Here is a 22242-nt window from a genome sequence, read left to right on the forward strand (position 1 = left end):
CGCCGGATGTCGGCCGGGTCATTCGGCCGGGTCATATGGCGCCCGCGGCGATCGATGACCAGGGCGCCCGGTCGACCACCAGTTCCCGGAAGCTGCGCACCTCCCAGGGGCTGTTCCAGCCGAGCACTCCGACCACCCGGCCGCGGTGGCCGTACGCCACGACGAAGCGGCGGTCCTCGAGCTCGCCGTGGACCACGGCGAGCTCGGCGTCGGCGGGGAAGATGCCGTACGCCTGGATATGGGCGTCGTACTGGTCGGTCCAGAAATACGGCACGGGGGCGAACGGCTCGTTCGCGCCGAGCAGATTGCGGGCGACGGCCTGAGCCTGTTCGGTGGCGTTCAGCCGGTGCTCCAGCCGCATCCGGCGGTCGAAGTGGTTGTTGTGCCAGGAGGCGACGTCACCGGCCGCGTAGATGCCCGGCGCCGCCCGGCAGGTGGCGTCGCATTCGACACCGTTGCGCAGTTCGAGACCGGATCCGGCGAGCCAGCCGATCGCCGGGGTGGCGCCGATGGCGACCACGGCGACATCGGCGTCCAGCGTCGTCCCGTCGGCCAGTTCGAGCCCGGTCACCCGGCCGTTCTCCGCGAGGAACCGTTTCACATCGGTGCCGCAACGCATGGACACCCCGTTGTCCCGGTGCAGCTGCCCCACCAGTCCGGCGATCCGGTCGCCGAACTGACGCCGCATGGGCACCGGGCGTGGGTCGATCATGGTGACGTCGAGGTTCATCCTGCGGCAGGCCGAGGCCGCCTCGGCGCCCAGAAAGCCCGCCCCGACCACCGCCACCCTGGGTCCGCGGCGTAACTCGGCGCGCAGGGCGAGGGTGTCGTCGAGCGTGCGCAGCAGATGCACCCCGGCGAGATGATGCGCGTCGGGCAGACTGCTCGGGATGACGCCGGTGGCGATGACCAGAGCGTCGTAGGGGACGGTGTCACCGTCGTTCAGCAGGACCCGCCGGGCGGCGATGTCCAGTCCGGTGGCGGACCTGCCGAACAGCAGCTCGGCGTCCAGGGCGGACAGCTCCTCGTCCGTGCGCAGCTTGATCCGGTCCGGCTGCCAGGCGCCGATCAGGATCTGCTTGGACAGCGGGGGCCGGCTGTAGGGGGTGTGGGGCTCGTCGCCGATGAGGGTGAGCTTTCCCTCGTATCCCAGGGAGCGCAGGGTCACGGCCGTGGTGAGCCCGGCGACCGAGGCGCCCACGATGACCACGTCGTCCGGCGTGCTCACCACTCGGCCAGGCCCGAGGCGCATAAGTCCTGATGCGGGGTCACCAGCATGGAAATCTCCGGACGATGGGGGCGGGGCGGTGCGGGCCGTACGGGAGCCGGGGGAGCTCCGTCACCAGGTGACGGGCAGCTCGTGGACTCCGTAGACGTCCGAGTCGTGCGTGAAGGGGAGGTCGGCGAGGTCCGCGGCCGGCCGCAGGCAGCGTAATTCGTTGTAGCGGGTGACCAGCCAGGCGGTGCTGCCGTCCCACAGCCGGACCTTCTGGAGTGGGGCGTCGGCCTGCAGCCTTCGCAGATCGGCGGGCGGGGAGAAGGGGCAGCGCATGCTCTTGTCGATCGGGTAGCCCGGGGTCGGGTCCGTGCCGGCTGGCGCGTCCGTGAGCGTGTCGGTCATGTCTCCTCCGTTGCCGCGGAATGCCCTGGAGCAATTACTGAACGAGCGTTCGGTAACGGGCTGATGGGAGGCTAGTTGGCGTTCGGTACCCAGCACAACACGCTCCGCTCAAAGACGGCCACCATCGAACACATATGAGCCTGGCATGTGCATCCGCGCTCAGGAGACCGGCCATCAACGCGTCGCGCGGAGAGCCCCGGGCGGCGCAGTCCCGGCTTCGGCGATCTGCGCACTTCACCGTCCGCGGCAATGGCGGGTTCTGGTCGCTGCCGGTCATCGCCGTGCCATGGCCCGGCGGACCGTCCGACGCCCGGCCCCGGTGTCCGGACGTCCGTTACTGTCGGTACGTAGAGCAACACCGCCGCCTCACATGGCGGAAATACGCGGGTTACGAAGCATCCGCATTGCTCACGTACGGTCAAGGGAAGCCCGGTTGATTCCACCCGATCAATACCACCCGTACCACGGAGGATCATTGCGCGCGCTGACCTCACCGCCCGAGTGGCTGACGCACTCCCTGCGCGGGGTGCGGGGGCTGCGGGGCCCCGTGCCCTGGGCGGCGGTGCTCCGCGGAGCCCTCGGCGTGGGTCCGCTGGTGGCGGCCGGAGTGACCTCGGGCCACACGTCCGCCGGAGTGATCGCCGGGCTCGGCGCCATGTTCGCGCACATCAACGACCGCCCCGCCACCCGGGCCACCCGGCCGGTGCGCATCGGCCTCCCGGCCCTCGCCGGGGCCGCCGGTCTGCTGACCGGGGCCTGGCTCGGGACCCTCGGCCTCGGGGCGTGGATCGCGCTCGCCCTCGCCGCCGTCGGACTCGTCTCCGGCGCGATCAGTGCCATCGGCCCGGTGTGCTCGTCCGCCGGGGTGCAGTTGATGGTGCTCGCCGTGGTCGGGGCGGGCATGCCGCTGCCGGAGCCCCCCGCGGTACGGGCGGGCCTGCTGCTCGCCGGCGCCGGCTGGGTCATCGCGATGGCCGCGCTGCTGCCCCGGGTGGTGCCGCCGCGCACGACCGCCGGACCCGATGGGCGGAGCGCGGTGGCCGCCGTCTACGACGCCCTCGCCGACCTGATGGCGGCCGTCGGCACCGACGGTGGCCAGGCCGCGCGGCGCCGGCTGACCTCCGCCTACGACGCCGCGTACGAGGCGCTCTACGCCCACCGGCTGCCGTTGCACCGCCCCGACGACGAGGAGCGGCGGCTGCGCGACCGGCTGGCGGTGGCCGGAGCGCTCAGCGAGGCGGCGCTCACCCTGCTGTGGGAGGACGAGCCACTGCCCGCCCACGTGACGCGCGCCCCCGCCCAACTGGCCCGCTCCGTACGCACCGGACAGCCGCCGGGGAGGCTGCCCGCACCCGCGCCCTACACGGCCGGTCATCTCGCCGTGCACCGCGCGGTGCTGCTCGCCGCCCGCGTCTTCGACGGCGAACCGGCGCCCGCCGTCGGCGCCGTCGTGCCCGGACACCGGCAGCGGCTGCGCCGCGCGCTCGGCCCGGCGGGCCGGGAGTACGCGGCCCGGGTGGCCCTGTGCGTGGGCGTGAGCACCGCGCTCGCGCGGCTACTGCCGAGCGACCACTGGTACTGGCTTCCCGCCACGGCCGCCTTCCTCGTCAAGCCGGACATGGGCCCGCTGTTCTCCCGGGCCCTCTCGCGCGCCCTCGGCACGGCGGTGGGCGTCGCCGTCTTCGGCGGGCTCGCCACGCTGCTCACCCCGGTCACGGGCATTCCCGGAACCTGGCCGGTGCCCGTCGCGGCCGTCTGCTCGGCGCTGATCCCCGTCTCGGTGCGCCACTTCGCGCTGCAGACCGCGGTGCTCACGCCCCTGCTGCTCTCCCTCGTCTACCTCGGCGGTGACACCGACCCCGGGTACACCCGGCTGGTGGACACGCTGCTCGCCTGCGGTGTGGTGCTGGCCGCCGGGGCGCTCCCGGGCCTCGGCGGGCCCCGTGCCCAGGTGTCCGTACGGCTGTCCCTCGCGGTCCGCGCCACCCGCGACCACCTCGACCGGGTCCTGACCGCCGACGCGCCCTACGCGATCCGGCTGCGGCTGCGCCGCGAGGCGTACCGCGCACTGGCCGACGCGCGCCGTGCCGCGGAGGTGGCGAGCGCCGAACATCCCCCGTTCGGGCGGGACTCGGCGGCCTGGGCCCCGGTGGTGCTGGCCCTGGAGAAGACCGTGGACGCGGCCACGGCCTGCGGCGTTCGCATGGACCAGGGCGCCCAGCGGCCGGACCCCGCCCTCGCCGCCCGGCTGCGTGCCGGACTCTCCGATCTGGCCGACGCCGTCGCGCACCGCCGCCCCCCGACGGACCTGGTGCTGCCCGCGGGCGCGGCGGTGGTGGACTGCGCGACCCTCGCCGACGTCACGGCGGGGCTGCGCCGCGCCCGTGACCTGGCGGCCTGCTAACCCTGCGATGGAGCCTCTTTCCCGGGGTCGGTCAGCCCGGTCACCCGCAGGGTGATGTTCAGTCGGCCCGCCGTCAGCCCGGTGGCCGGGTCGCCGGTGCCGGGAAGGATTTTCGGGACGCCGTGATAGGCGTAGCGGGAGGGGCCGCCGAAGACGAACAGATCGCCGGAGGCGAGTTCGAGGTCGGTGTACGGCTTGGCGCGGGTCCGGGTGTTGCCGAAGCGGAAGACGCAGCTGTCGCCGATGGTGAGGGACACCACGGGTGCGCTGGAGCGTTCGTCCTTGTCCTGGTGCATGCCGAGGGTGGCCTGGCCGTCGTAGAAGTTGATGAGCGCGGTGTCGGGGGTGTAGCCGTCGCCGGCCGTCTCGTCCTCGTACGCCTCGACCAGGGCGCGGCGGCCCAGGTCGGCCATCCAGTCCGGGAATGCGGCCACGGCCGCCCCGTTCACATCGCCCGCGGTACGGGTGTACCGGTACGGCTGCCAGTGCCATCCGACGCACACGGTCTGGACGGACATGACCCCGCCGCTCGGCAGTGCGGTGTGCCGGATCGGTACGGGGCCACTCGCCCAGGCGCGGCACGCCACCACGAGTTCGCGCTGCTGGTCGAGGGTGAGCCAGCCGGGGACGTGGACGGCGCCGGGGGCGATCCGCAGCCGTGGGCGGGGGATCAGCGCGTTCACCGGGTGCCACCGCCGACGCCCTCCAGAAGCAGCAGTCGCTGCTTGCGCTCCAGCCCGCCGGCGTAGCCGGTCAGCGAGCCGTTCGCGCCGATGACCCGGTGGCAGGGGCGCACGATCAGCAGCGGATTGCGCCCGATCGCGGTGCCGACGGCCCGGACGGCGGCGCGCGGCGCCCCGGCCCGCTCGGCGAGTTCGCCGTAGCTGACGGTCGTGCCGTACGGAATCGCCTCCAGGGCCTGCCAGACCCTTCGCTGGAAGTCCGAGCCGCCGGGGGCGCATTCGATGTCGAACCGGGTGCGGCTGCCCGCGAAGTACGCTCGCAGCTGGTCCACGATCTCGGCGAAGGCCAGGTCGTCGCGGACCCAGTCGTTCCCGACCGTCACCCCGCCGTTCTGGCCCGGCACCGAGAGCGAGGCGAGCGCGGTGCCGCCCCGGGCGGTGGCCGACTCCTCGCCGGCCAGCAGCAGTTCGCCCAGCGGGCTGTCGATGGTGGTGTAGAGCGTCATGATGTTCCTCGTGTGGTGTTCTGTGCTGCCGGAGCGTTCCAGAAGTGGTGCATGGCGTAAGAGCGCCATGGGCGCCAGTCCTCGGAGTCCTCGAGAAACGCCCCGGCGCGGCGCGCCCCGGCCCGTATCGCGACATCCCCCTCCAGCAGCACATCCGGGTCGCCCAGGGCCCGCATCCGGATGTAGCCGGCCGTCCACGGGCCGATGCCACGCAGTGTCAGCAACTCCTTCTCGGCCTGGTCGCGATCGGCGCCGGCGTCGAGGCGCACCGCGCCGTCGGCGAGCGCCGCGGCGAGCGTGCGCAGGGTCGTCCGTCTGCTCTCCGGCATGCCGATCTCCGCGAGCGACGCGTCCGCCAGGTCCTGGGCGGCGGGGAAGAGACGGGTGAGCCCGCCGTCGGGCTCGGCGAGGGGCTCGCCGTACGCGGCCACCAGGGCGTTGCCCAGGGTGCGCCCGGCGGCGACCGAGACCTGCTGGCCGAGTACGGCGCGCACGGCCAGTTCCCGCGGATCGGCGGCGCCCGGAGAGCGCAACCCCGGCCGCACGGCCACCAGGGGCGCGAGCGCCGCGTCGGCGCCCAGCCGCTCGGCGACCGCGTACGGATCGGCGTCCAGGTCGAACAGGCGCCGGATCCGCTCGGTGGCGGTGGTCAGATCGCGCAGTTCGGTCAGGCGCAGCCGGCACTCCAGCCAGCCCTCGCCCGCCCGCTCGTCGACCTCGACGACACCCGCGGCGTGCGGCAGCCGCAGGGTGCGGCGGTAGGTGCGCGCGCCGGGGGCGCCCACGACCTCCTCCAGACCGGTCAGGGCGCGCCTCGCGAGGTAGTCGAAGACCTGAGTGGCGTCGTACGGACCGCGATAGGCGAGCCGCAGCGGCACCCCGGCCGCGCCACCGCGGCCCGTCCGCCCGATGGGGCCGAACCGGGCGTGCCTGCCCGGACGGGCGGCGCGCAGCTCGGTCGGGGTGGCGGCGTAGATCTCGCGCAGGGTGTCATTGAACTGCCGCACGCTGGAGAAACCGGCCGCGAACGCGATCTCCGCCGCCTGGAGCGTGGTGGTCTGCAGCAGGATCCGCGCGGTGTGGGCGCGCTGGGCGCGGGCGAGCGCGACGGGCCCGGCGCCGAGCTCGGCGGTCAGCTGCCGCTGCACCTGCCGCGTGCTGTAGCCGAGCCGGGCCGCGAGCCCGGCCACCCCCTCCCGGTCGACCACACCGTCCCCGATCATGCGCATCGCACGGCCGACGGCGTCGGCGCGGGCGTTCCACGCGGCGGAGCCGGGTACGGCGTCGGGGCGGCAGCGGCGGCAGGCCCGGAAACCGGCGCCCTGGGCCGCTGCCGAGGTCGGGAAGAAGCGGACGTTCTCCCGGCGTGGCGTGGTCGCGGGGCAGCTCGGCCGGCAGTAGATCCCGGTTGTCACGACGGCGGTGAAGAATGCGCCGTCGAAGCGCGCATCGCGGCTGCGCACCGCCTCGTACCTGCTGTCTTCGCTCATCACACCCCCACTGTGCGGCATGAGCCAGGGGTCGCGCTGGCGGAAAACGGACATGGTGCTCGCGGGGTGGTGGGCGGTGGGCGGCGGTGCGCGGTGGCCTGCCGGTGCTGATGGCCTACCGGCGACTGTGGTCGGGCCGCGGGGTGTCCGCGGCGGTCCGGACACCGCTCGTCACCGTCCGCGATCCCTGCCCGCGCCGCCGGGGAAGGGCGGCGATCGCGATGGCCGCAAGCGCCACCCCGATGCCCACGAAGGTCGCCGTGGTCACCTCGGCGCCCGCCCGGGGGAAGGCCAGGTTCAGCGTGAGTGACCCCAGCAACTGACCGGTGATGGTGGCCAGCCCCAGGATCAGCACCCCCAGGTGGTGGACGGCCGCGACGGCGACGGCTATGAACACCACGCCGACCGGTCCGCCGAGGTACACGTACCACTCGTCCGGGAGGTTCCGCGGCGGGTGCACCGCGAGCGCGTGCACGGCGAACACGGTGGCCAGCGCCGTCGCACCGACCGCGAAGTTGGTGAAGGTCGCGGTCGTGGCCGAGCCGGTGGCGACCCGCACATGGCCGTTGACGGCCTGCTGCCAGCTCACACAGGCCCCGGCGACCAGCGGCAGGACGAGCATCCAGTACGGGAAGCCGGCGGTGAGCTTGCCGGCCATGGAGACGGCGACGGCCGCCAGGATGAGCAGGGCGCCGACGACCCGGGGCCCGGTCAGCGGCTGTGGCCCCGCTGGGCCGAGGCCCTTGCGGTCGAAGACGAGCCCGCCGGTGGTCTGCCCGGCCACCACGGCCACGGTGAACAGGGCCACGCCGAGCGCGGTGACGGTGACGGCCTGGGAGAGCACCAGCAGGGCGCCGCCGCACCCGCCCAGCACCTGCCACCACTTCAGCCGGTGTGCGCATACCGCGCGGACGAGGGCGGCGGGTCCCGCGGCCGCGCCCTGCCCCGTACCCGCGCCCCGCCCCCTGCCGTCGCCCTGGTCCGTACGGCTGTCCCGGGCACGCCGGGCGCCCGCGGCGAGCAGCCCGGCGCAGATGACGACCAGACCGGAGCCGAAGGAGATGAGTGCCGCGGCGTAGGGATCGTGCATGCGATGCGCCAGCTCGCCGTTGAGGCGGGACTGCACGGCTATGAGACTGCCCGAGACGACTGCCAGAAGCAGCCAGAGCGCGTACATCGTGGTTCCTCTCGTGTTCCTGGGACTCGGGAGCCCCGCCTGGCGCGGCGCGCCGGCCAGCCTACTGCCGCAGCTCACCGTACGGAGCGGGGCCGGCCGGCTCCACGCCCGGGCCGCCGGCCGGGGAACTCGGGCACCTCCGTGGCCTTGCGAGGACCGCGAGCGGACCGGAGACTACGAGTCGCCGGCGATCTCCACGCCGCCGCACCTCACTGGCGGACGCGGCATCCCCGCCCACGCCGCCGGACCACGGCGCACCCCACCAGGGCGCGTCCCACCGGGATGTGTCCCACCAGGACAGATCCGACCGCGACGCGTCCGACCCGGACGCGCCCGAAAGCCGAGGAGAAGGACCCGCATGACCACGAAGACCGGCGCGAGCGCTCCTGCCGCCGCCCAAGCCCCCTCGGGCCCCGCCGGCCTCGCGCCCCAGGACGCGCTGCTGCACGAGGTGGAACAGCGGGTGCTCTGGCTGGCCACGGCGATCATCGACCACGCCAACCGGGTGCGCCCCAACCCCACCGGGCTGAAGGTCGGCGGCCACCAGGCGTCGTCCGCGTCGATGACGACCATCATGACGGCGCTGTGGTTCGACCGGTTGCGCTCGGGCGACCGGGTGTCGGTGAAGCCGCACGCCTCACCCGTGCTGCACGCCATCAACTACCTCCTCGGCGAGCTGGACGAGCGGTATCTGACGACGCTGCGCGAGTTCGGCGGGCTGCAGAGCTATCCGTCGCGGTCCAAGGACCCCGACCCCGTCGACTACTCCACCGGTTCGGTGGGCATCGGCGCCACCGCCCCGATCTGGGGCGCGCTGGCCCGCCGCTACACGGAGTCCGTGGCGGGTGGCGCCGGGACGGGACGGCAGTACTCGCTGGTCGGGGACGCGGAGCTGGACGAGGGCGCCTGCTGGGAGGCGATTCTCGACCCGATGGTCGGCGAGCTGGGGGAGATCTGCTGGATCGTCGATGTGAACCGGCAGTCGCTGGACCGGGTGGTGCCCAACATCGGCGCCAACCGGCTGCAGGGCATGTTCGAGGCCGCCGGATGGCAGGTGCTCACCGTCAAGTACGGCGGGCTGCTGCGGGAGCTGTTCTCCCGCCCCGGCGGGGACGCGCTGCGGCGGCGCATCGACGAGATGACCAACCCCGAGTACCAGCGGCTGCTGCGCTGCACCCCGGAGCAGCTGCGGACCCGGATCCCGGGGGAGGGGCCCGACGCCGCCGCGCTGCGCCGCCTGCTGGAGCCACTGGACGACGCCACCGTGCACGCCGCGATCCGCAACCTCGGCGGACACGATCTGCGCGCCCTCGGCGAGGCTCTGGGCGCCGTGGACGACACCCGGCCCACGGTCATCTTCGCCTACACGGTGAAGGGCAACGGGCTGGCCAGCGAGGGCCATCCGCAGAACCACTCCTCGCTGCTGTCCGCCGAGCAGATGGCCGAGCTCGGCCGGCGCGTCGGCATGTCGCCCGAGGCGCCGTGGCAGCGGTTCGACCCGGACTCACCGGCCGGAAAGCTGTGCGCCCGGGTGGCCGAGCGGCTGCGTCGGGACCCCATAACCCTCAACCCGGTCCCGGAGCTGCCCGCCGACATCGGCCGTACACCCTCCGGAAAGGCCACCACCCAGGCGGCGCTCGGCCGCGCCCTGCTCGACCTCACCCGGGCGGCCCCCGAAGCCGCGCGCCGGGTCGTGACACTCTGCCCGGACGTCAGCTCCTCCACCAACCTGGGCGGCTGGGTCAACAAGGTCGGGGTGTGGTCGCCGGCCGACGACCGCCGCGACTGGTTCGAGGACGACCCCGAGACGATCCTGCACTGGCGGGAGCGGCCCACCGGCCAGCACCTCGAACTCGGCATCGCCGAGGGCAATCTGGTCGGGCTGCTCGCCGAGCTGGGCGCGACCTGGAGCCGCTGGGGCCAGCCGCTGCTGCCGATCGGCGTCCTCTACGACCCGTTCGTCGAACGGGCGCTGGAGCCCTGGTCGTTCGGCATCTACGCGGGCGGGCAGTCGATCCTGGTCGGCACGCCGTCCGGAGTCACGCTGGCCCCGGAGGGCGGTGCGCACCAGTCGATCACCACGCCCTCGGTGGGGCTCGAACAGCCGGGCTGCGTCACCTACGAGCCCGCCTTCGCCATCGACGTCGAGTGGACGCTGCTGGCCTCGCTCGCCCGGCTCGGGCGGCCCGACGGCAGCTCCGCCTATCTGAGGCTGTCCACCCGTCCGGTCGACCAGAGCCTCGCGGCCGTGCCCGCCGACCCGGCGGCCCGGGAGCGCCGCCGCCGCCAGGTCGTCGCCGGGGCCTACCCGCTGGTGCGCAGCGCCGCCGGGCGGCCGGCGGTGACGATCGCTGCCATGGGCGCCGTGGTGCCCGAGGCGCTGGTGGCGGCCGAGCGGATGGAGGCCCAGGGCACTCCGACGGACGTGGTCTGTGTGACCAGCCCCGGGCTGCCCTTCGAGGCAGTGCAGGCCCGCTCCGGCCGTGGCGCGGGGGACAGCTGGATCCTGGACGCCGCGTTTCCCGCTCACCGGGCGGCGCCGATGGTCACCGTCCTCGACGGCCATCCGCACACCCTGGCCTTCCTCAGCGGCGTCCATCAGGTGCGCGCGAGCCATCTCGGGGTGACCCGGTTCGGGCAGTCGGGGGATCTGGAGTCGGTCTACCGTCACCACGGTCTGGACGCCGACAGCATCGTCGGCGCGGCGCTCGACGTGTGCTGACGCGGCGTATGGCGGGCGGGTCAGCGGACGCTCAGCCCGCCGTCCACCTCCATGATGGTGCCGGTCGTCCAACCGGCCTGCGAGGAGGCGAGGAAGGCCGCCGCGGCGGCCACGTCCTCCGGCTCACCGATCCGGCCCAGCGGACAGGCCTCGCGGGCGTGGCGGTCATGGCCGTGCCGCTCCTCGGTGCTCATCGGGCCGAGACGGTCCCGCTCGTAGGCGGGGGTGCGGACGGCGCCGGGGGCAATGCCGTTGACCCGGACGCCGGACGGCCCCAGCTCATTGGCGAGCGCCCTGGTCATCGCGTTGATGGCGCCGCGCGTGGCGGAGTAGGCGGCGGACGGACGGTCGGCGGCCATCTTGTGCGCCCAGTAGCTCGTGATGTTGATGATGCTGCCGCGGCCCTCGACGAGCGCCGGGAGCAGCGACTGGGCGAGCAGATAGGGCACCCGGACGTTGAGGTGCAGCATCGAGTCGAAGGTGTCGGCGGAGGTCTGGGCGAGGGGGCTGAAGTGCGCCGTCGCCGCGTTGTTGACCAGGGTGTCCACCCGCTCGGTGAGCGCCAGCACCTCATGCGCGGCGGTGGCGGCGGCGCCGGGGTCGGCGAGGTCGACGGAGACGGTCCGTACGGTGGTCCCGTGGCCGGCCAGCGCATGCCGCGCCAGGTCCAGCTGCTCCTGGTCGCGGGCGAGCAGCACCAGATCGGCCCCCAGCGCGGCGAAGGCGTCGGCGATGGTATAGCCAAGGCCCTCGCTGCCCCCGGTGATCACTGCGGTGGTGCGGCCGAGACGGCTCACGGCGGGGGCTCCCGTCGGTGGGGTGGGGCAGAAGCGTGTGCGCGGGAAATCGACGGGTAGGACGAGCCTGATGCCGATCACAGAGCCGCTCAATGGACGGATCTTGTCCGGTTAATGATCAGCCTACGGACGGTGGCCGGCATCTGTCCATTTCTGACGATCTGACCGCTGTGAGCGCCTGCCCTTCAGCGCAGCGGCCGCGGTGATCGCACGCCGCTGCCGCACACTGGTGTGTCATGGAGCTGCAGATCACCGCCACCTCGCCTGAGCATCCGGCCTCTCTTCTCGATCTGCCGTGGAACATCCCGCTGGAGGAGTGGCCCGAGGAGCATCTGGTCACGCTGCCCCGGGGTATCTCCCGCCACGTGGTCCGGTTCGCCCGGGCGGGCGGCGAGGTGGTCGCGGTCAAGGAGGTCGGCGAGTGGGCGGCCGTACGGGAGTACGGGCTGCTGCGCGATCTGGACCGGCTCACCGTACCGGCGGTGGACGCGCTCGCGGTGGTCACCGGGCGCACCGACGAGCGCGGCGAGCCCTTGGAGCCCGCGCTGATCACCCGGCATCTGGTGGGATCGCAGCCGTACCGCTCGATGTTCGAGACGACCATGCGGCCCAGCACCATCAAGCGATTGCTCGATGCGCTGGCCGTGCTGCTGGTCAGGCTGCATCTCAGCGGTTTCGCCTGGGGTGACTGCTCGCTGTCCAACACCCTCTTCCGGCGGGACGCGGGGGCGTACGCGGCCTATCTGGTGGACGCCGAGACCGGCCAGATCCAGCCACGGCTCACCAGCGGACAGCGTGAGTACGACGTCGAGGTGGCGCGGGTGAACATCGCGGGCGAGCTGATGGACCTGGAGGCGAGCGGCTCCCTGCACCCCTCGGTCGACCCGGTGCTGTTCGGGCGGGCCATCGCCGAGCGGTACGGCGAGCTGTGGCATGAGCTGACGCGCCAGTCGGTGTATCCGGTGGCGAAGCGCCACCACATCGACCGGCGCGTCCGGCGCCTGAACGACCTCGGCTTCGATGTGGCGGAGATGCAGATCGAGCGCTCCCCGGACGGTGACACGGTCACCTTTGTGCCGAAGGTCGTGGACGCGGGCCATCATCAGCGGCAACTGCTGCGGCTGACCGGCCTGGACGCGGAGGAGAACCAGGCCCGCAGCCTGCTCAACGACCTGGAGACATGGATGGCCACTCAGGACGACTACGCGCCCGGCGATCCGCTGGGCGCGCGCCCGGAGGTGCTTGCCCACCGCTGGGTCCGCGAGGTCTTCCGGCCGACCGTACGGCGCGTCCCCCGGGAGCTGCGCGGGGCGATCGACACCGCTCAGATCTACTACGAACTGCTGGAACACCGCTGGCTGCTGTCCGAGCGGGCCGGCCATGACGTGGGCCTCGACGCCACCGTCGAGGGCTACATACGGACCGTCCTGAAGAGCCGCCCGGACGAGCGATGAGACGAGCGCCGCTCAGGACGGCAGCGAGGACAGGACCCGAGAGATCGCCGCGATGACATGCGGGGCCTGGTCGTTGAGGTAGAAGTGGCCGCCGGGATAGATCCGCAGATCGAAGTCGCCGGTGGTGTGCTCGCCCCAGGCGCGGGCCTCCTCGACCGTCGCCCTGGGGTCGTTGTCGCCCACATACGCGTGGATCGGCGCCGCCAGCCGCGGACCGGCGGTGGGGCGGTAGGTCTCGGCCGCCTTGTAGTCGCTGCGGATCGCGGGCAGGACCATCCGCAGGATCTCCTCGTCCCCGAGGACCTGGGAACCGGTGCCGCTGAGCGACTTCATCTCGGCGATCAGCCCGTCGTCGTCCCGCAGGTGGACCGTCTCGTCGCGGTGGCGGGACGGGGCGCGCCGCCCCGAGGCGAACACCACGGCCGGCACCACACCCTTCATCTCCAGGCGCAGCGCCACCTCGAAGGCGAGGGACGCCCCCATGCTGTGGCCGAACAGCGCGAGCGGCCGGTCCGAGTACGGCAGCAGCTCGGGCAGCAGGGCGTCGGCCAGCTCGGGGATGGTCTCGATGCACTTCTCGTGACGGCGGTCCTGGCGGCCCGGGTACTGGACGGCGAGCACGTCGACCTCGGGGGCGAGGGACTTGGAGACGGGAAAGTAGAACGAGGCGGACCCGCCGGCGTGGGGCAGACAGACCAATCGCGTCGCCGCGGTCGGCGCGGGGTGGAACTGCCTGATCCACAGGCTTGTGCCGGTGGGGTGTGCGGTCACCTGATGTCCTTTCGTGCCGCTGGTATCCCGGCGGCCGTCGCAGGTTGTCGCGGGCCGTCGCGCGCACGCCTCGGGCAACGCGCAGAGAGCGTTTGCCAGCCTGCCGGGGCATGACGAACGGACGCAACCCCTATTTCGGACGGGCGCACCCCAGCGTCGTCCTCAACGGCGAGCCACGCTCAGCCCGTTGCGGGGCGCGGCTCCGCTCGGTCCGATGTACATGCGGTTGACGTAGCGGGATGCCGGATGTCCGCTGGGTTGACGTAGCGGGATGCCGGATGTCCGCTGGGTTGACGTAGCGGGATGCCGGATGTCCGCTGGGCTGAGGTAGCGGGATGCCGGATGTCCGCTGGGCTGAGGTAGCGGGATGCCGGATGTCCGCTGGGTTGACGTAGCCGGACGCCGGATGTCCCCTCGGCTCGCGATTTGCTGGCGCTGGGTAACGCGGTGGTCCTGTATCCCTTTATCTTGCTGAACCATGATGCTGACGCGCCGGGAGCGCGAGATTCTCGCGCTGTTGCGACGGGACCCGCTGGCGGGTGCCCAGGCCATCGCCGACGCCCTCGGCATCACCCGGGCCGCCGTCAACGTCCATCTGTCGAACCTGGGGAAGAAGGGTGCCATTCCGGGGCGCGGCTACATCCTGCGCCAGGAACACACGGTGGTGGTCATCGGCGGCGCCAACGTCGACGTCAAGGTGCGCAGCCTCGCGCCCGTCGCGTATCACACCAGCAACCCGGGTCGGTCACACACCAGTTGGGGCGGGGTGGCCCGCAACATCGCGGAGAACCTGGCGCGGCTGGGCACCCCGACGCATCTGATCGCCGCCGTCGGACAGGATCCCGCGGGGGAGCGGCTGCTGAGCGAGACCCGGGCCACCGGGGTGCGCATCGATCACGTCCACCGCAGTGCGCATCCCACCGGCACCTATACGGCGGTGCTGGACGCCGAGGGCGATCTGGTCGTGGCCATCGCGGACATGGCCGCCACCGATGGGCTGAGCCCCGAGCATCTGCACCCCGCGCGCGAGCTCATCGGCCATGCGAGCATGCTGGTGCTCGACGGAAACCTCTCGCCTCAGGCGCTGTCGTACGCGCTGGACCTCGCGGCGCCCACCGGGGTGCAGACGCTCATCGACCCGGTGAGCGTCCCCAAGGCGGCGCTGCTGACCCCGCTGTTCTCCGGTGAGCGGCCCGTCTTCGCCATCACCCCGAACCTGGCCGAACTCGGCGCTCTGACCGGCCGCCCAGTCGACGGCGGCGACGGGGAGCTGCTCCGGGCCGTGGCCGTCCTCCATGAGCGCGGCGTCCAGCATGTGTGGGTGCGGCTCGGTGTCCGCGGCTCCCTGCTGAGCACCCTCGACGAGGGCCGTCACTTCCTCGACGCGCCACCGGCGGAGGTCCAGGACGTCACCGGCGCCGGTGACGCGATGCTCGGCGCGTTCGTCCATGCGCTACTGACCGGCGCCGACCCCGTCGGCGCCGCCCGCTACGGCCACGCCGCCGCCGCACTGACGGTGGCGAGCCCCGCCACCGTACGACCCGATCTGACCCCGCGCCTCGTCGAGGCCGCGCTGAACGCCCCACTGTGGAGGACCACATGACCGCCCCCAACCCCCGGCCGGCCCTCACCGAGGAGGTCCGGGACGCGCTGCGCGACGGCCGTCCCGTGGTCGCGCTGGAGTCCACGATCATCAGCCATGGCATGCCGTTTCCGCAGAACGTGGAGATGGCCACCGAGGTCGAGGACATCATCCGCGCGCAGGGCGCGGTCCCGGCCACCATCGCCGTCCTGCACGGCACACCCCGCGTCGGCCTGGAGCGGGCGGACCTCGAACTGCTCGCCACCAGCCCCGAGGTGTGCAAGGTCAGCGTGCGCGACCTCGCCCATGTCATGGCGCACGGCGGCCATGGCGCGACCACCGTGGCGTCCACGATGCGGCTCGCCGCGCTGGCCGGGATCCGGGTCTTCGTCACCGGCGGCATCGGCGGGGTGCACCGCGGAGCGCAGCAGACCTTCGACATCAGCGCGGATCTCACCGAGCTCGCCACCACCCCCGTCGCGGTCATCAGCGCCGGAGTGAAGAGCATTCTCGACATCGGGCTCACCCTGGAGAAGCTCGAGACGCTGGGCGTACCCGTCCTCGGCTACGGCACGGACGACTTCCCCGCGTTCTACTCCCGCGTGAGCGGCTTCCCGACCCCGCTGCGCGTCGACTCGCCCGAGGAGATCGCTGCCATCATGCGCGCCCAGTGGGGCCTGGGCATGACGGCGGGGCTGAGCATCGCCAACCCGGTCCCCGAGGCGGACGAGATCCCCGCCGAGCGGATCGACGGCATCATCGAGCGGGCGCTCGCCGAGATGGACGAGGCGGGCATCACCGGCAAGGACGCGACCCCCTATCTGCTCGGCCGCATCGTCGAGCTGACGGGCGGCGAGAGCCTGCGCACCAATATCGCCCTCGTCAAGAACAACGCCCGCCTCGGGGCGCGGATCGCGATCCACTACGCGGAGGCGGAGGGCGGATTGACGGCGACCGCCTTGAAGAACGTGTAGTGGAAGGTGCCGTCCTCGTCGGCGGTCCGGTGCAGATCGGCGATCCCCCGATCCCAGTCGGCCGCAGTGGACAGCCCCGCGGCCAGCGCGTCCTGGCGGACGGACGCGACCATGGCGATGAAGGTTTCGCGGGTGAAGCCCTCGACCAGCGCCGGCCGGGTCCGGTCGGCGTAGACCGTGCGCGGGAAGACCGTGACCTCCTGGTATCCGGCATGGGTCAGCAGCGGCTGCAACTCCCGCCCGATCAGGGCGTTTCCGCCCGCCGCCGACTGGAGCCGGATCTGCCCGTCGATGGCCGCGCGGGCGTAGGCGCTCCGGGGGTGGAAGAACGCGGAGCCGTGGTCGCCCTCGATCACGGTGAGGGTGCCACCGGGCCGTAGCACCCGCCGCAGCGCGGCCAGCGCGGCCAGCGCGGCGGCCAGATGCTCCAGGACGAAGCAGACGAAGAGATGGTCGAACGCCGCATCGGCGAAGGGCAGATCGAACAGATTGGCGCGGCACCACTCGACCTCCGCCCCGGGAGACTGGGCCGCCACCCGCGCACGGGCCTGGGCGAGCGACGCCTCGGAGACATCCACCGCGACGATGCGCGCTCCGGGGCTGGACGCGGCCAGATGCGCCGTCTGAGCGCCCACCCCGCAGCCCACTTCCAGCACCCGGCTGCCCGCCGGATACGCGGTGCCGGTGTGCAGAAGCGCGGCCAGGGTGTCCGCCTGGTCCCCCAACCGCCGTGCCTCGCGGTCCGAATACCCGTGCACATAGGGAATCGCCGTCGCCATCCGCCCCTCCCGAAGGGTCCGCTCTGTCGTCACCCCTTGACCCTGTCGCGACAATGGCTCAGTGAACAGGTCCAAAGAAGGCCCCGACGACCGGTCCATAACGCCCGGTGCCGATTTTCTGCAGCTGCGCCTCGACGAGGCTCCGGCGGGCGGGCTCTCCGACTGGCTGGCCCGGCGACTGCGGCTCGCGATCGCGGACGGCCTGCTGCCCGTCGGCAGCAGGCTTCCGGCCACCCGGGTGCTCGCCGCCGAACTGCGCGTGTCCCGGGGCGTGGTCACCGAGGCATATCAGCGCCTCACCGAGGACGGGCATGTCGCCGGGCGCGGGCGGGGCGGAACCATCGTCGTCGCGGTGCCCGTCACGGCACCGGCGGCGCCCACCGCCGCCCGGCCGCCCGCCCCCGCCGGCCCGCTGTTCACCACCGCCCCGGGTGCCGATGTCTTCGACGCGCTGCGCGCGGCACCGGCCCGGATCGATCTGTCCCCGGGCCTGCCCGACCTCACCGCGTTTCCGCGCACCGGGTGGCTGCGCGCCGAACGCCTGGTCCTCGCCCAGCTGGCGCCGGGCGAGTTCGGCTACGGAGACCCCCGAGGGACCCCGGCGCTGCGCCTCGCCATCGCCCACTGGCTGGCCCGCAACCGCGGGATCCGGGCCGACCCCGACGAGATCGTCGTCGTCGCGGGCACCGCCCAGGCCCTCGGGCTCCTGGGGCGGACGGTCCACGACGACGGGATCCGGACGATCGCCGTGGAGGACCCAGGCTCGCTCGGCGCCCGTCAGCATCTGCGCCACCAGCGTCTGGAGACCCCGCCGGTCCCGGTCGACGCCGAGGGCGTCCGGGTCGACGCGCTGCGCGAGCGGGGCGCGCCCGCCGTACTGCTCACCCCCGCCCACCAGTTCCCGACCGGGGTGGTGCTCGGCGCCGACCGGCGCCGTGAGCTGATGCGCTGGGCCGGGCAGGGCGGGCTGATCGTCGAGGACGACTACGACGCCGAGCACCGCTATGACCGGCCCCCGGTCCCGGCCCTCCGGTCGATGATCCCGGAACATGTCTGGTACGCCGGGAGCGTGTCCAAGCTGCTGGCCCCGGCGCTGCGGGTGGGCTGGGTGCTGGCGCCGCCCCGGTACCGGGACGCCCTCGTCGAGGCCAAGCGCTACGCCGACCTCGGCAACTCCGTCCTGCCCCAGTTGGTGCTGGCCCGGCTGATGGAGTCCGGCGAGCTGGAACGTCGGCTGCGGCAGGTGCGGCTGCGCCACCGCCGCCGAAGGGACGTCATGGTCGGGGCCGTCCGGGACCGGCTGCCCGGGGCGCTGGTGCACGGCGCCGCGGCGGGGCTGCATCTGATGGTCACCTTCGACGCCGGGTTCGCCGACACGGACCTCGCCGCCGCGGCGCTCGCGCGTGGAGTGAAGGTGCAGCCGCTGTCGTGGCACAGCCAGCGGCCCGGGCACCCACCGGGACTGGTGCTGGGCTACGCCGCCACCATGGCGACCGATATCGCCGAGGGCGTGGCGATCCTCGGCGACCTCGTACGGCGCTTGCGCTGACGACGGGCACGGATGGGGATATTCCGGGTGCGCGGTCAGGGGCCCCGCCCTTACGCTGCGAGCGGGCCGCCCGGTGCAGGGGGGGGCGCCGAGCCGGCCAGGGGGGGTGCCATGAGCGTGACGGGCGACGACCGGCCGAGAGCGGCGCCCTTCGCCACCGCCCAGGTCCTCGGCATCGCCGCCGTGCTCGCCTGTGTGTTGACCGGGCTCTCCGGGCGGTACGGCTTCCACCGCGACGAGTTGTACTTTCTGGCCGCGGGCGACCGTCCGGCGTGGGGATACGTCGACCAGCCCCCGCTGACCCCGCTGCTGGCCAGGGGGGCCACCGCCGTCTTGGGGAACACCCCGGCCGGTGTGCGGGTGCCCGCGACACTCTGCTGTGCCGCCACCGTCATCCTGGTCGCCCTGGTGGCCGGAGAGCTCGGCGGAGGCCGCCGGGCGCAGGTGCTCGCCGCGTGCTGCGCGGCCACGTCGGGGTTCGTCCTGGGGATCGGGCACCTGGCCTCCACGACCACCGTCGACCAGTGCGTATGGGTGCTGATCTGCTGGCTGGTGCTGCGGCTGCTGCGCACCGGGGACGGCCGCTGGTGGATCGCGGTCGGAGCGGCCGTCGGCATCGGTCTGCTGAACAAGTACCTGGTGGTGCTCTTGCTCATCGCCCTGCTGCCCGCGGTGGCCGCGGTGGGGCCGCGGCGCGTGCTGCGCGGCGGGTGGCCGGCGGCCGGTGCCGCCGTCGCGCTGCTCCTCGCCCTGCCGAACGTGTGGTGGCAGGCGCGGCACGGATGGCCGCAGCTCACGGTCGCGAAGGGGATCAGCTCGGACGACGGGACCGAGAACCGCGTGATGTTCCTCCCGCAGCAGATCCTTTATCTCTCCCCGCTGTTCGTACCGGTCTGGATCGCGGGATGGCTGCGGCTGTGGCGCGAACCCGCGCTCCGCTGGGCCCGTGCGATGGCGGTGGCGTACCCGCTGCTGTGCGCGCTGGTGCTGGCGACCGGCGGCAAGCCGTACTACGCCGTTCCGCTGCTCCTCGTCCTCACCGCGGCAGGATGCGAGGCCGTGGCCCGATGGATCCGGGCGGGGTGGCGCACGGCACGGGGCCGCACCGTCGCGGCGGCCCTGGCCCTGACGGCCGCGGTCAGCGCCGTGCTGTCCCTGCCGGTGCTGCCGCCCGGTGTCCTCGCCGTGCCGAACGCGGTCAACCCGGAGCAGGGCGAGCAGATCGGCTGGCCCGCCCTGGTGACCGCCGTGGAGCAGGGCTGGTCCCGGATCCCCGAGGGCCGCCGCGACCGTGCCGTGATTCTCGCCGAGAACTACGGGGAGGCGGGCGCCATCGAGTACTACGGTCCGCGCCATGGACTGCCGCGGCCCTACTCGGGCCATATGAGCTACGCCGACTGGGGACCGCCGCCCGACTCCGCGGACGGTCCGGTGCTGGTGGTCCGTCAGGACGGGGACCGGCGCATCGCACGGCACTTCACCGGCTGCCGCGAGGTCGCCCGCGTCGACAACCACCACGGTGTGGACAACGAGGAGCAGAACGCCGCCGTCATGCTCTGCTCGGGCACCACCGCGCCCTGGTCACACCTGTGGCCCTCGCTGCGCCACTACTACTGACGGCGGGCGCCCACGCGCGGGCGGCTCACAGCGAACGGACCTCGGCCAGCTGGACCCGCCCGCCGATCTCTATGGAGCCGTCCGGCTGGGGGCTGGTGAGGATCTGAGACCCCTCGCCCTGGGTGACGTTGAGGGCGCGGCCCAGCTCGCCCGAGAGGACCAGGGCGGCTGCGCCGGTGGCCTCGTCCTCCACGATCCCGTCGCCGCGCCGGGGGAAGGCGCGGGCGCGCACCCGGCCCGCCGACTCGTCCTGCCATGCCCAGGCGTAGAGCCAGCCCTCGCCCGGCGGCGGGGAGGGGAGCGCGTCGACCTCGGCCGGGGAGGCGTACCGCTGGGTGCGCCGCCCCGACGCCCACTCGGGGCGGCCGGTGATCCAGGTGAACTCGCCGTCCTGCCGGGCGGGGACCTCCCCGGCGGGCGGCAGCAACTCGGGGAGGTCCAGCAGCCAGGCGGTGCCGACCAGCGGATGGCCCGCGAAGGGCAGCCGGACGCTCGGAGTGTAGATGTCGACCACGCCCCGCTCCGGGTCGTCGACGAACACGGTCTCGCTGAAGCCCAGCCGGGCAGCGAGCGCCTGCCGCTCCGGTTCGCCGGTCACCGCACGGCCGTCGCGCACCACGCCGAGTTCATTGCCCCCACGGCCGTAGGGCCCGCAGAACACCTTGAGTACGTCGAGATCCGTCACCCCGGCATTCAAACATGATCGTCGCGGGTGGGGTGCGCCGCACCCGGCAACCGGACAGCCGGGGCCGGTTAATCGGTTGCCCGGCCGTCCCCCCGGTGCTCAGCTGGCGGGATGGATCGAGACGCGGTGCTGGCACTGTTCGACCGGCAGATGAGACAGGGCGCCCGGGCCGACGGCCCTGGGGCGAGAGTGGAGCGGGCGGGTGGGGTGGTGCGGCAGACCGGGACCCCCGACGACTGGAACGGGGTCCTGTGGTCGGCTCTGGACCAGCACACCGCGGACGGGGAAATCGCGGCGCAGATACGGTACTTCGGCGGATTGAGGCGCGCCTTCGAGTGGAAGCTGTACGCCTACGACCGGCCCGGCGATCTCGCCGGGCGGCTCCGGACGGCCGGTTTCGTCCCCGAGTCCGCGGAGACGCTGATGGTCGCCGAGGTCAAGGATCTGCCCACCGAGGTCCACCTGCCCGAGGGCGTCCGGCTGTGCCCGGTGACCGACGCGGCGGGTGTGGACCTGGTGGCGGAGGTCCATCAGCGGGCATTCGGCACCGACAGCACTCACCTCAGGAATCGGCTCCTCAGCCGGCTCACCGAGGAGCCGGAGACGGAGGTCTCGGTCCTCGCCATGGCCGGTGACCGCCCGGTGAGCGCGGCGCGGATGGAGCTGCCGCCGGGCACGCGGTTCGCCGGGCTCTGGGGCGGGGGCACCGTGCAGGACTGGCGGGGCCGCGGAATCTACCGCGCCCTGGTCGCCTTCCGCGTCCGGATCGCCGCCGAACGCGGCTATCGCTATCTGCAGGTCGACGCCTCCAGCCAGAGCCGTCCGATCCTGCGGCGGCTCGGCTTCGTCGCGCTGACCACGATCACGCCGTATGTGCACGGGGCTGAGCCACCGTCACCGGCCTGAGGGGCGCGCTGACAACACGAAGACAGCCCAGCAGGACGTCAGTCAGTGGGCGAGCCACGACCACCGGAACCTGCCTACCAATATCAATGTCAGTGGTGTGTTCTACGGTCAGCCCATGACCACGTCCGACGATGTCCGTCAGATCGCGCTGTCGCTGCCGCAGACGACCGAGAAGATCGCCTGGTCCATGCCCACGTTCCGGGTCGCGGGGAAGATGTTCGCCACGCTGCCCGAGGACGAGACCTCGATGGCCGTCAGGTGCCCCAAGGAGGAGCGCGACGAACTGGTGCTCGCGGAGCCGGAGAAGTTCTGGATCGCCGACCATGAGGCGAACTTCGCCTGGGTGCGGGTCCGGCTCGCGGCACTGGACGACAACGACGAGCTGCGTGACATCCTTCTCGACTCCTGGCGGCAGGCGGCCCCGGCCGCACTGCTGGACTGAGCGTGCCGCGCGGTGACCGGTCCTTCTCGAAATGTGGCGGTATCCGCGTTCGAGGAGACCACCGACACGAGTGAAAGCCCGGA

At 73.0% G+C, this 22242-nt stretch carries 19 protein-coding genes; 9 read left to right on the forward strand and 10 right to left on the reverse strand.

Features of this window, described 5'->3' with window-relative positions:
* Positions 1-31 precede the first annotated feature (31 nt).
* Entirely contained in the window at positions 32-1228 is a 1197-nt protein-coding gene (locus ABZU99_RS10410; protein WP_355949912.1) for an FAD-dependent oxidoreductase, read from the reverse strand.
* A gap of 111 nt (positions 1229-1339) precedes the next feature.
* Positions 1340-1621 (reverse strand): hypothetical protein, encoded by a 282-nt coding sequence (locus tag ABZU99_RS10415; protein WP_355949909.1) that lies wholly within the window; start codon positions 1619-1621, stop codon positions 1340-1342.
* Between the two features lie 475 nt (positions 1622-2096).
* Here ABZU99_RS10415 and ABZU99_RS10420 point away from each other — a divergent pair, with 475 nt between their 5' ends.
* Positions 2097-4025, forward strand: a complete 1929-nt coding sequence (locus ABZU99_RS10420) for an FUSC family protein (RefSeq protein ID WP_356045166.1) — start codon at positions 2097-2099, stop codon at positions 4023-4025.
* Here the strand turns inward: ABZU99_RS10420 and ABZU99_RS10425 are convergent.
* The 4 genes from ABZU99_RS10425 to ABZU99_RS10440 all read right to left on the reverse strand — a co-directional run bounded on the left by ABZU99_RS10425 (position 4022) and on the right by ABZU99_RS10440 (position 7881).
* Complete coding sequence (locus tag ABZU99_RS10425) at positions 4022-4708, reverse strand: alpha-ketoglutarate-dependent dioxygenase AlkB (protein WP_356045169.1); 687 nt, start codon at positions 4706-4708, stop codon at positions 4022-4024. The two genes, ABZU99_RS10420 and ABZU99_RS10425, sit on opposite strands and share 4 nt — an antisense overlap.
* Positions 4705-5214 (reverse strand): methylated-DNA--[protein]-cysteine S-methyltransferase, encoded by a 510-nt coding sequence (locus tag ABZU99_RS10430; RefSeq protein WP_355949902.1) that lies wholly within the window; start codon positions 5212-5214, stop codon positions 4705-4707. Before ABZU99_RS10430 ends, ABZU99_RS10425 begins: the two co-directional genes overlap by 4 nt.
* Complete coding sequence (locus ABZU99_RS10435) at positions 5211-6704, reverse strand: AlkA N-terminal domain-containing protein (RefSeq protein ID WP_356227784.1); 1494 nt, start codon at positions 6702-6704, stop codon at positions 5211-5213. The genes ABZU99_RS10430 and ABZU99_RS10435 overlap by 4 nt, the downstream gene beginning before the upstream one ends.
* Positions 6705-6819: 115 nt before the next feature.
* The gene (locus ABZU99_RS10440; protein WP_356045175.1) at positions 6820-7881 is read right to left on the reverse strand and encodes a DMT family transporter; all 1062 of its coding nucleotides are present in this window, start codon (positions 7879-7881) and stop codon (positions 6820-6822) included.
* A 358-nt stretch (positions 7882-8239) separates the two neighbouring features.
* Between ABZU99_RS10440 and ABZU99_RS10445 the strand changes: the two genes are divergently transcribed.
* Positions 8240-10603 carry a pyruvate dehydrogenase gene (locus tag ABZU99_RS10445; protein ID WP_356045178.1) on the forward strand — a complete coding sequence of 788 codons (2364 nt, stop codon included), beginning with the start codon at positions 8240-8242 and terminating at the stop codon, positions 10601-10603.
* A 20-nt stretch (positions 10604-10623) separates the two neighbouring features.
* Here the strand turns inward: ABZU99_RS10445 and ABZU99_RS10450 are convergent, their stop codons facing one another.
* Positions 10624-11400: an SDR family oxidoreductase gene (locus ABZU99_RS10450; RefSeq protein ID WP_355949892.1), complete on the reverse strand. Its 777-nt coding sequence runs from the start codon at positions 11398-11400 to the stop codon at positions 10624-10626.
* A 236-nt stretch (positions 11401-11636) separates the two neighbouring features.
* Here ABZU99_RS10450 and ABZU99_RS10455 point away from each other — a divergent pair, with 236 nt between their 5' ends.
* Complete coding sequence (locus ABZU99_RS10455) at positions 11637-12854, forward strand: DUF4032 domain-containing protein (protein ID WP_355949890.1); 1218 nt, start codon at positions 11637-11639, stop codon at positions 12852-12854.
* A gap of 12 nt (positions 12855-12866) precedes the next feature.
* On the opposite strand, the gene ABZU99_RS10460 is transcribed toward ABZU99_RS10455, so the two are convergent.
* On the reverse strand, positions 12867-13625 hold the full coding sequence (locus ABZU99_RS10460) for an alpha/beta fold hydrolase (protein WP_356045181.1): 759 nt from the start codon (positions 13623-13625) through the stop codon (positions 12867-12869).
* Between the two features lie 478 nt (positions 13626-14103).
* Here ABZU99_RS10460 and ABZU99_RS10465 point away from each other — a divergent pair, with 478 nt between their 5' ends.
* Positions 14104-15228, forward strand: coding sequence for a PfkB family carbohydrate kinase (locus ABZU99_RS10465; RefSeq protein ID WP_356045184.1), 1125 nt, complete (start codon positions 14104-14106; stop codon positions 15226-15228).
* Complete coding sequence (locus tag ABZU99_RS10470) at positions 15225-16181, forward strand: pseudouridine-5'-phosphate glycosidase (RefSeq protein ID WP_355949881.1); 957 nt, start codon at positions 15225-15227, stop codon at positions 16179-16181. Before ABZU99_RS10465 ends, ABZU99_RS10470 begins: the two co-directional genes overlap by 4 nt.
* On the opposite strand, the gene ABZU99_RS10475 is transcribed toward ABZU99_RS10470, so the two are convergent.
* The gene (locus tag ABZU99_RS10475) at positions 16130-16960 is read right to left on the reverse strand and encodes a methyltransferase domain-containing protein (protein WP_356045187.1); all 831 of its coding nucleotides are present in this window, start codon (positions 16958-16960) and stop codon (positions 16130-16132) included. The two genes, ABZU99_RS10470 and ABZU99_RS10475, sit on opposite strands and share 52 nt — an antisense overlap.
* Before the next feature lie 61 nt (positions 16961-17021).
* Between ABZU99_RS10475 and ABZU99_RS10480 the strand changes: the two genes are divergently transcribed.
* Together ABZU99_RS10480 and ABZU99_RS10485 are read left to right on the forward strand one after the other, a co-directional pair.
* Positions 17022-18509, forward strand: a complete 1488-nt coding sequence (locus ABZU99_RS10480; protein ID WP_356045189.1) for a PLP-dependent aminotransferase family protein — start codon at positions 17022-17024, stop codon at positions 18507-18509.
* Between the two features lie 111 nt (positions 18510-18620).
* Entirely contained in the window at positions 18621-20126 is a 1506-nt protein-coding gene (locus tag ABZU99_RS10485) for a glycosyltransferase family 39 protein (protein WP_355949872.1), read from the forward strand.
* A gap of 25 nt (positions 20127-20151) precedes the next feature.
* Here ABZU99_RS10485 and ABZU99_RS10490 read toward each other — a convergent pair whose 3' ends face one another.
* Positions 20152-20811, reverse strand: coding sequence for a PhzF family phenazine biosynthesis protein (locus ABZU99_RS10490; protein ID WP_355949869.1), 660 nt, complete (start codon positions 20809-20811; stop codon positions 20152-20154).
* 111 nt (positions 20812-20922) lie between these two features.
* On the opposite strand from ABZU99_RS10490, the gene ABZU99_RS10495 reads away from it, so the two are divergent.
* Both ABZU99_RS10495 and ABZU99_RS10500 read left to right on the forward strand, forming a co-directional pair.
* Positions 20923-21717 (forward strand): GNAT family N-acetyltransferase, encoded by a 795-nt coding sequence (locus tag ABZU99_RS10495; protein WP_356045192.1) that lies wholly within the window; start codon positions 20923-20925, stop codon positions 21715-21717.
* Positions 21718-21832: 115 nt separating this feature from the next.
* On the forward strand, positions 21833-22159 hold the full coding sequence (locus ABZU99_RS10500) for an MmcQ/YjbR family DNA-binding protein (RefSeq protein WP_355949864.1): 327 nt from the start codon (positions 21833-21835) through the stop codon (positions 22157-22159).
* The last annotated feature ends 83 nt before the right edge of the window (positions 22160-22242 follow it).

The sequence above is a fragment of the Streptomyces sp. NPDC005266 genome, from assembly GCF_040607655.1.
Taxonomy (GTDB): domain Bacteria; phylum Actinomycetota; class Actinomycetes; order Streptomycetales; family Streptomycetaceae; genus Streptomyces.

What these genes read in the sequence shown, in the direction of transcription:
- ABZU99_RS10430 (WP_355949902.1), bottom strand. Translation starts at nt 5,214, where the DNA reads ATGACGCTCTACACCACCATCGACAGCCCGCTGGGCGAACTGCTGCTG.
- ABZU99_RS10475 (WP_356045187.1), bottom strand. Translation starts at nt 16,960, where the DNA reads ATGGCGACGGCGATTCCCTATGTGCACGGGTATTCGGACCGCGAGGCA.
- ABZU99_RS10465 (WP_356045184.1), top strand. Translation starts at nt 14,104, where the DNA reads ATGATGCTGACGCGCCGGGAGCGCGAGATTCTCGCGCTGTTGCGACGG.
- ABZU99_RS10495 (WP_356045192.1), top strand. Translation starts at nt 20,923, where the DNA reads ATGGATCGAGACGCGGTGCTGGCACTGTTCGACCGGCAGATGAGACAG.
- ABZU99_RS10470 (WP_355949881.1), top strand. Translation starts at nt 15,225, where the DNA reads ATGACCGCCCCCAACCCCCGGCCGGCCCTCACCGAGGAGGTCCGGGAC.
- ABZU99_RS10415 (WP_355949909.1), bottom strand. Translation starts at nt 1,621, where the DNA reads ATGACCGACACGCTCACGGACGCGCCAGCCGGCACGGACCCGACCCCG.
- ABZU99_RS10445 (WP_356045178.1), top strand. Translation starts at nt 8,240, where the DNA reads ATGACCACGAAGACCGGCGCGAGCGCTCCTGCCGCCGCCCAAGCCCCC.
- ABZU99_RS10485 (WP_355949872.1), top strand. Translation starts at nt 18,621, where the DNA reads ATGAGCGTGACGGGCGACGACCGGCCGAGAGCGGCGCCCTTCGCCACC.
- ABZU99_RS10455 (WP_355949890.1), top strand. Translation starts at nt 11,637, where the DNA reads ATGGAGCTGCAGATCACCGCCACCTCGCCTGAGCATCCGGCCTCTCTT.
- ABZU99_RS10500 (WP_355949864.1), top strand. Translation starts at nt 21,833, where the DNA reads ATGACCACGTCCGACGATGTCCGTCAGATCGCGCTGTCGCTGCCGCAG.
- ABZU99_RS10440 (WP_356045175.1), bottom strand. Translation starts at nt 7,881, where the DNA reads ATGTACGCGCTCTGGCTGCTTCTGGCAGTCGTCTCGGGCAGTCTCATA.
- ABZU99_RS10435 (WP_356227784.1), bottom strand. Translation starts at nt 6,704, where the DNA reads ATGAGCGAAGACAGCAGGTACGAGGCGGTGCGCAGCCGCGATGCGCGC.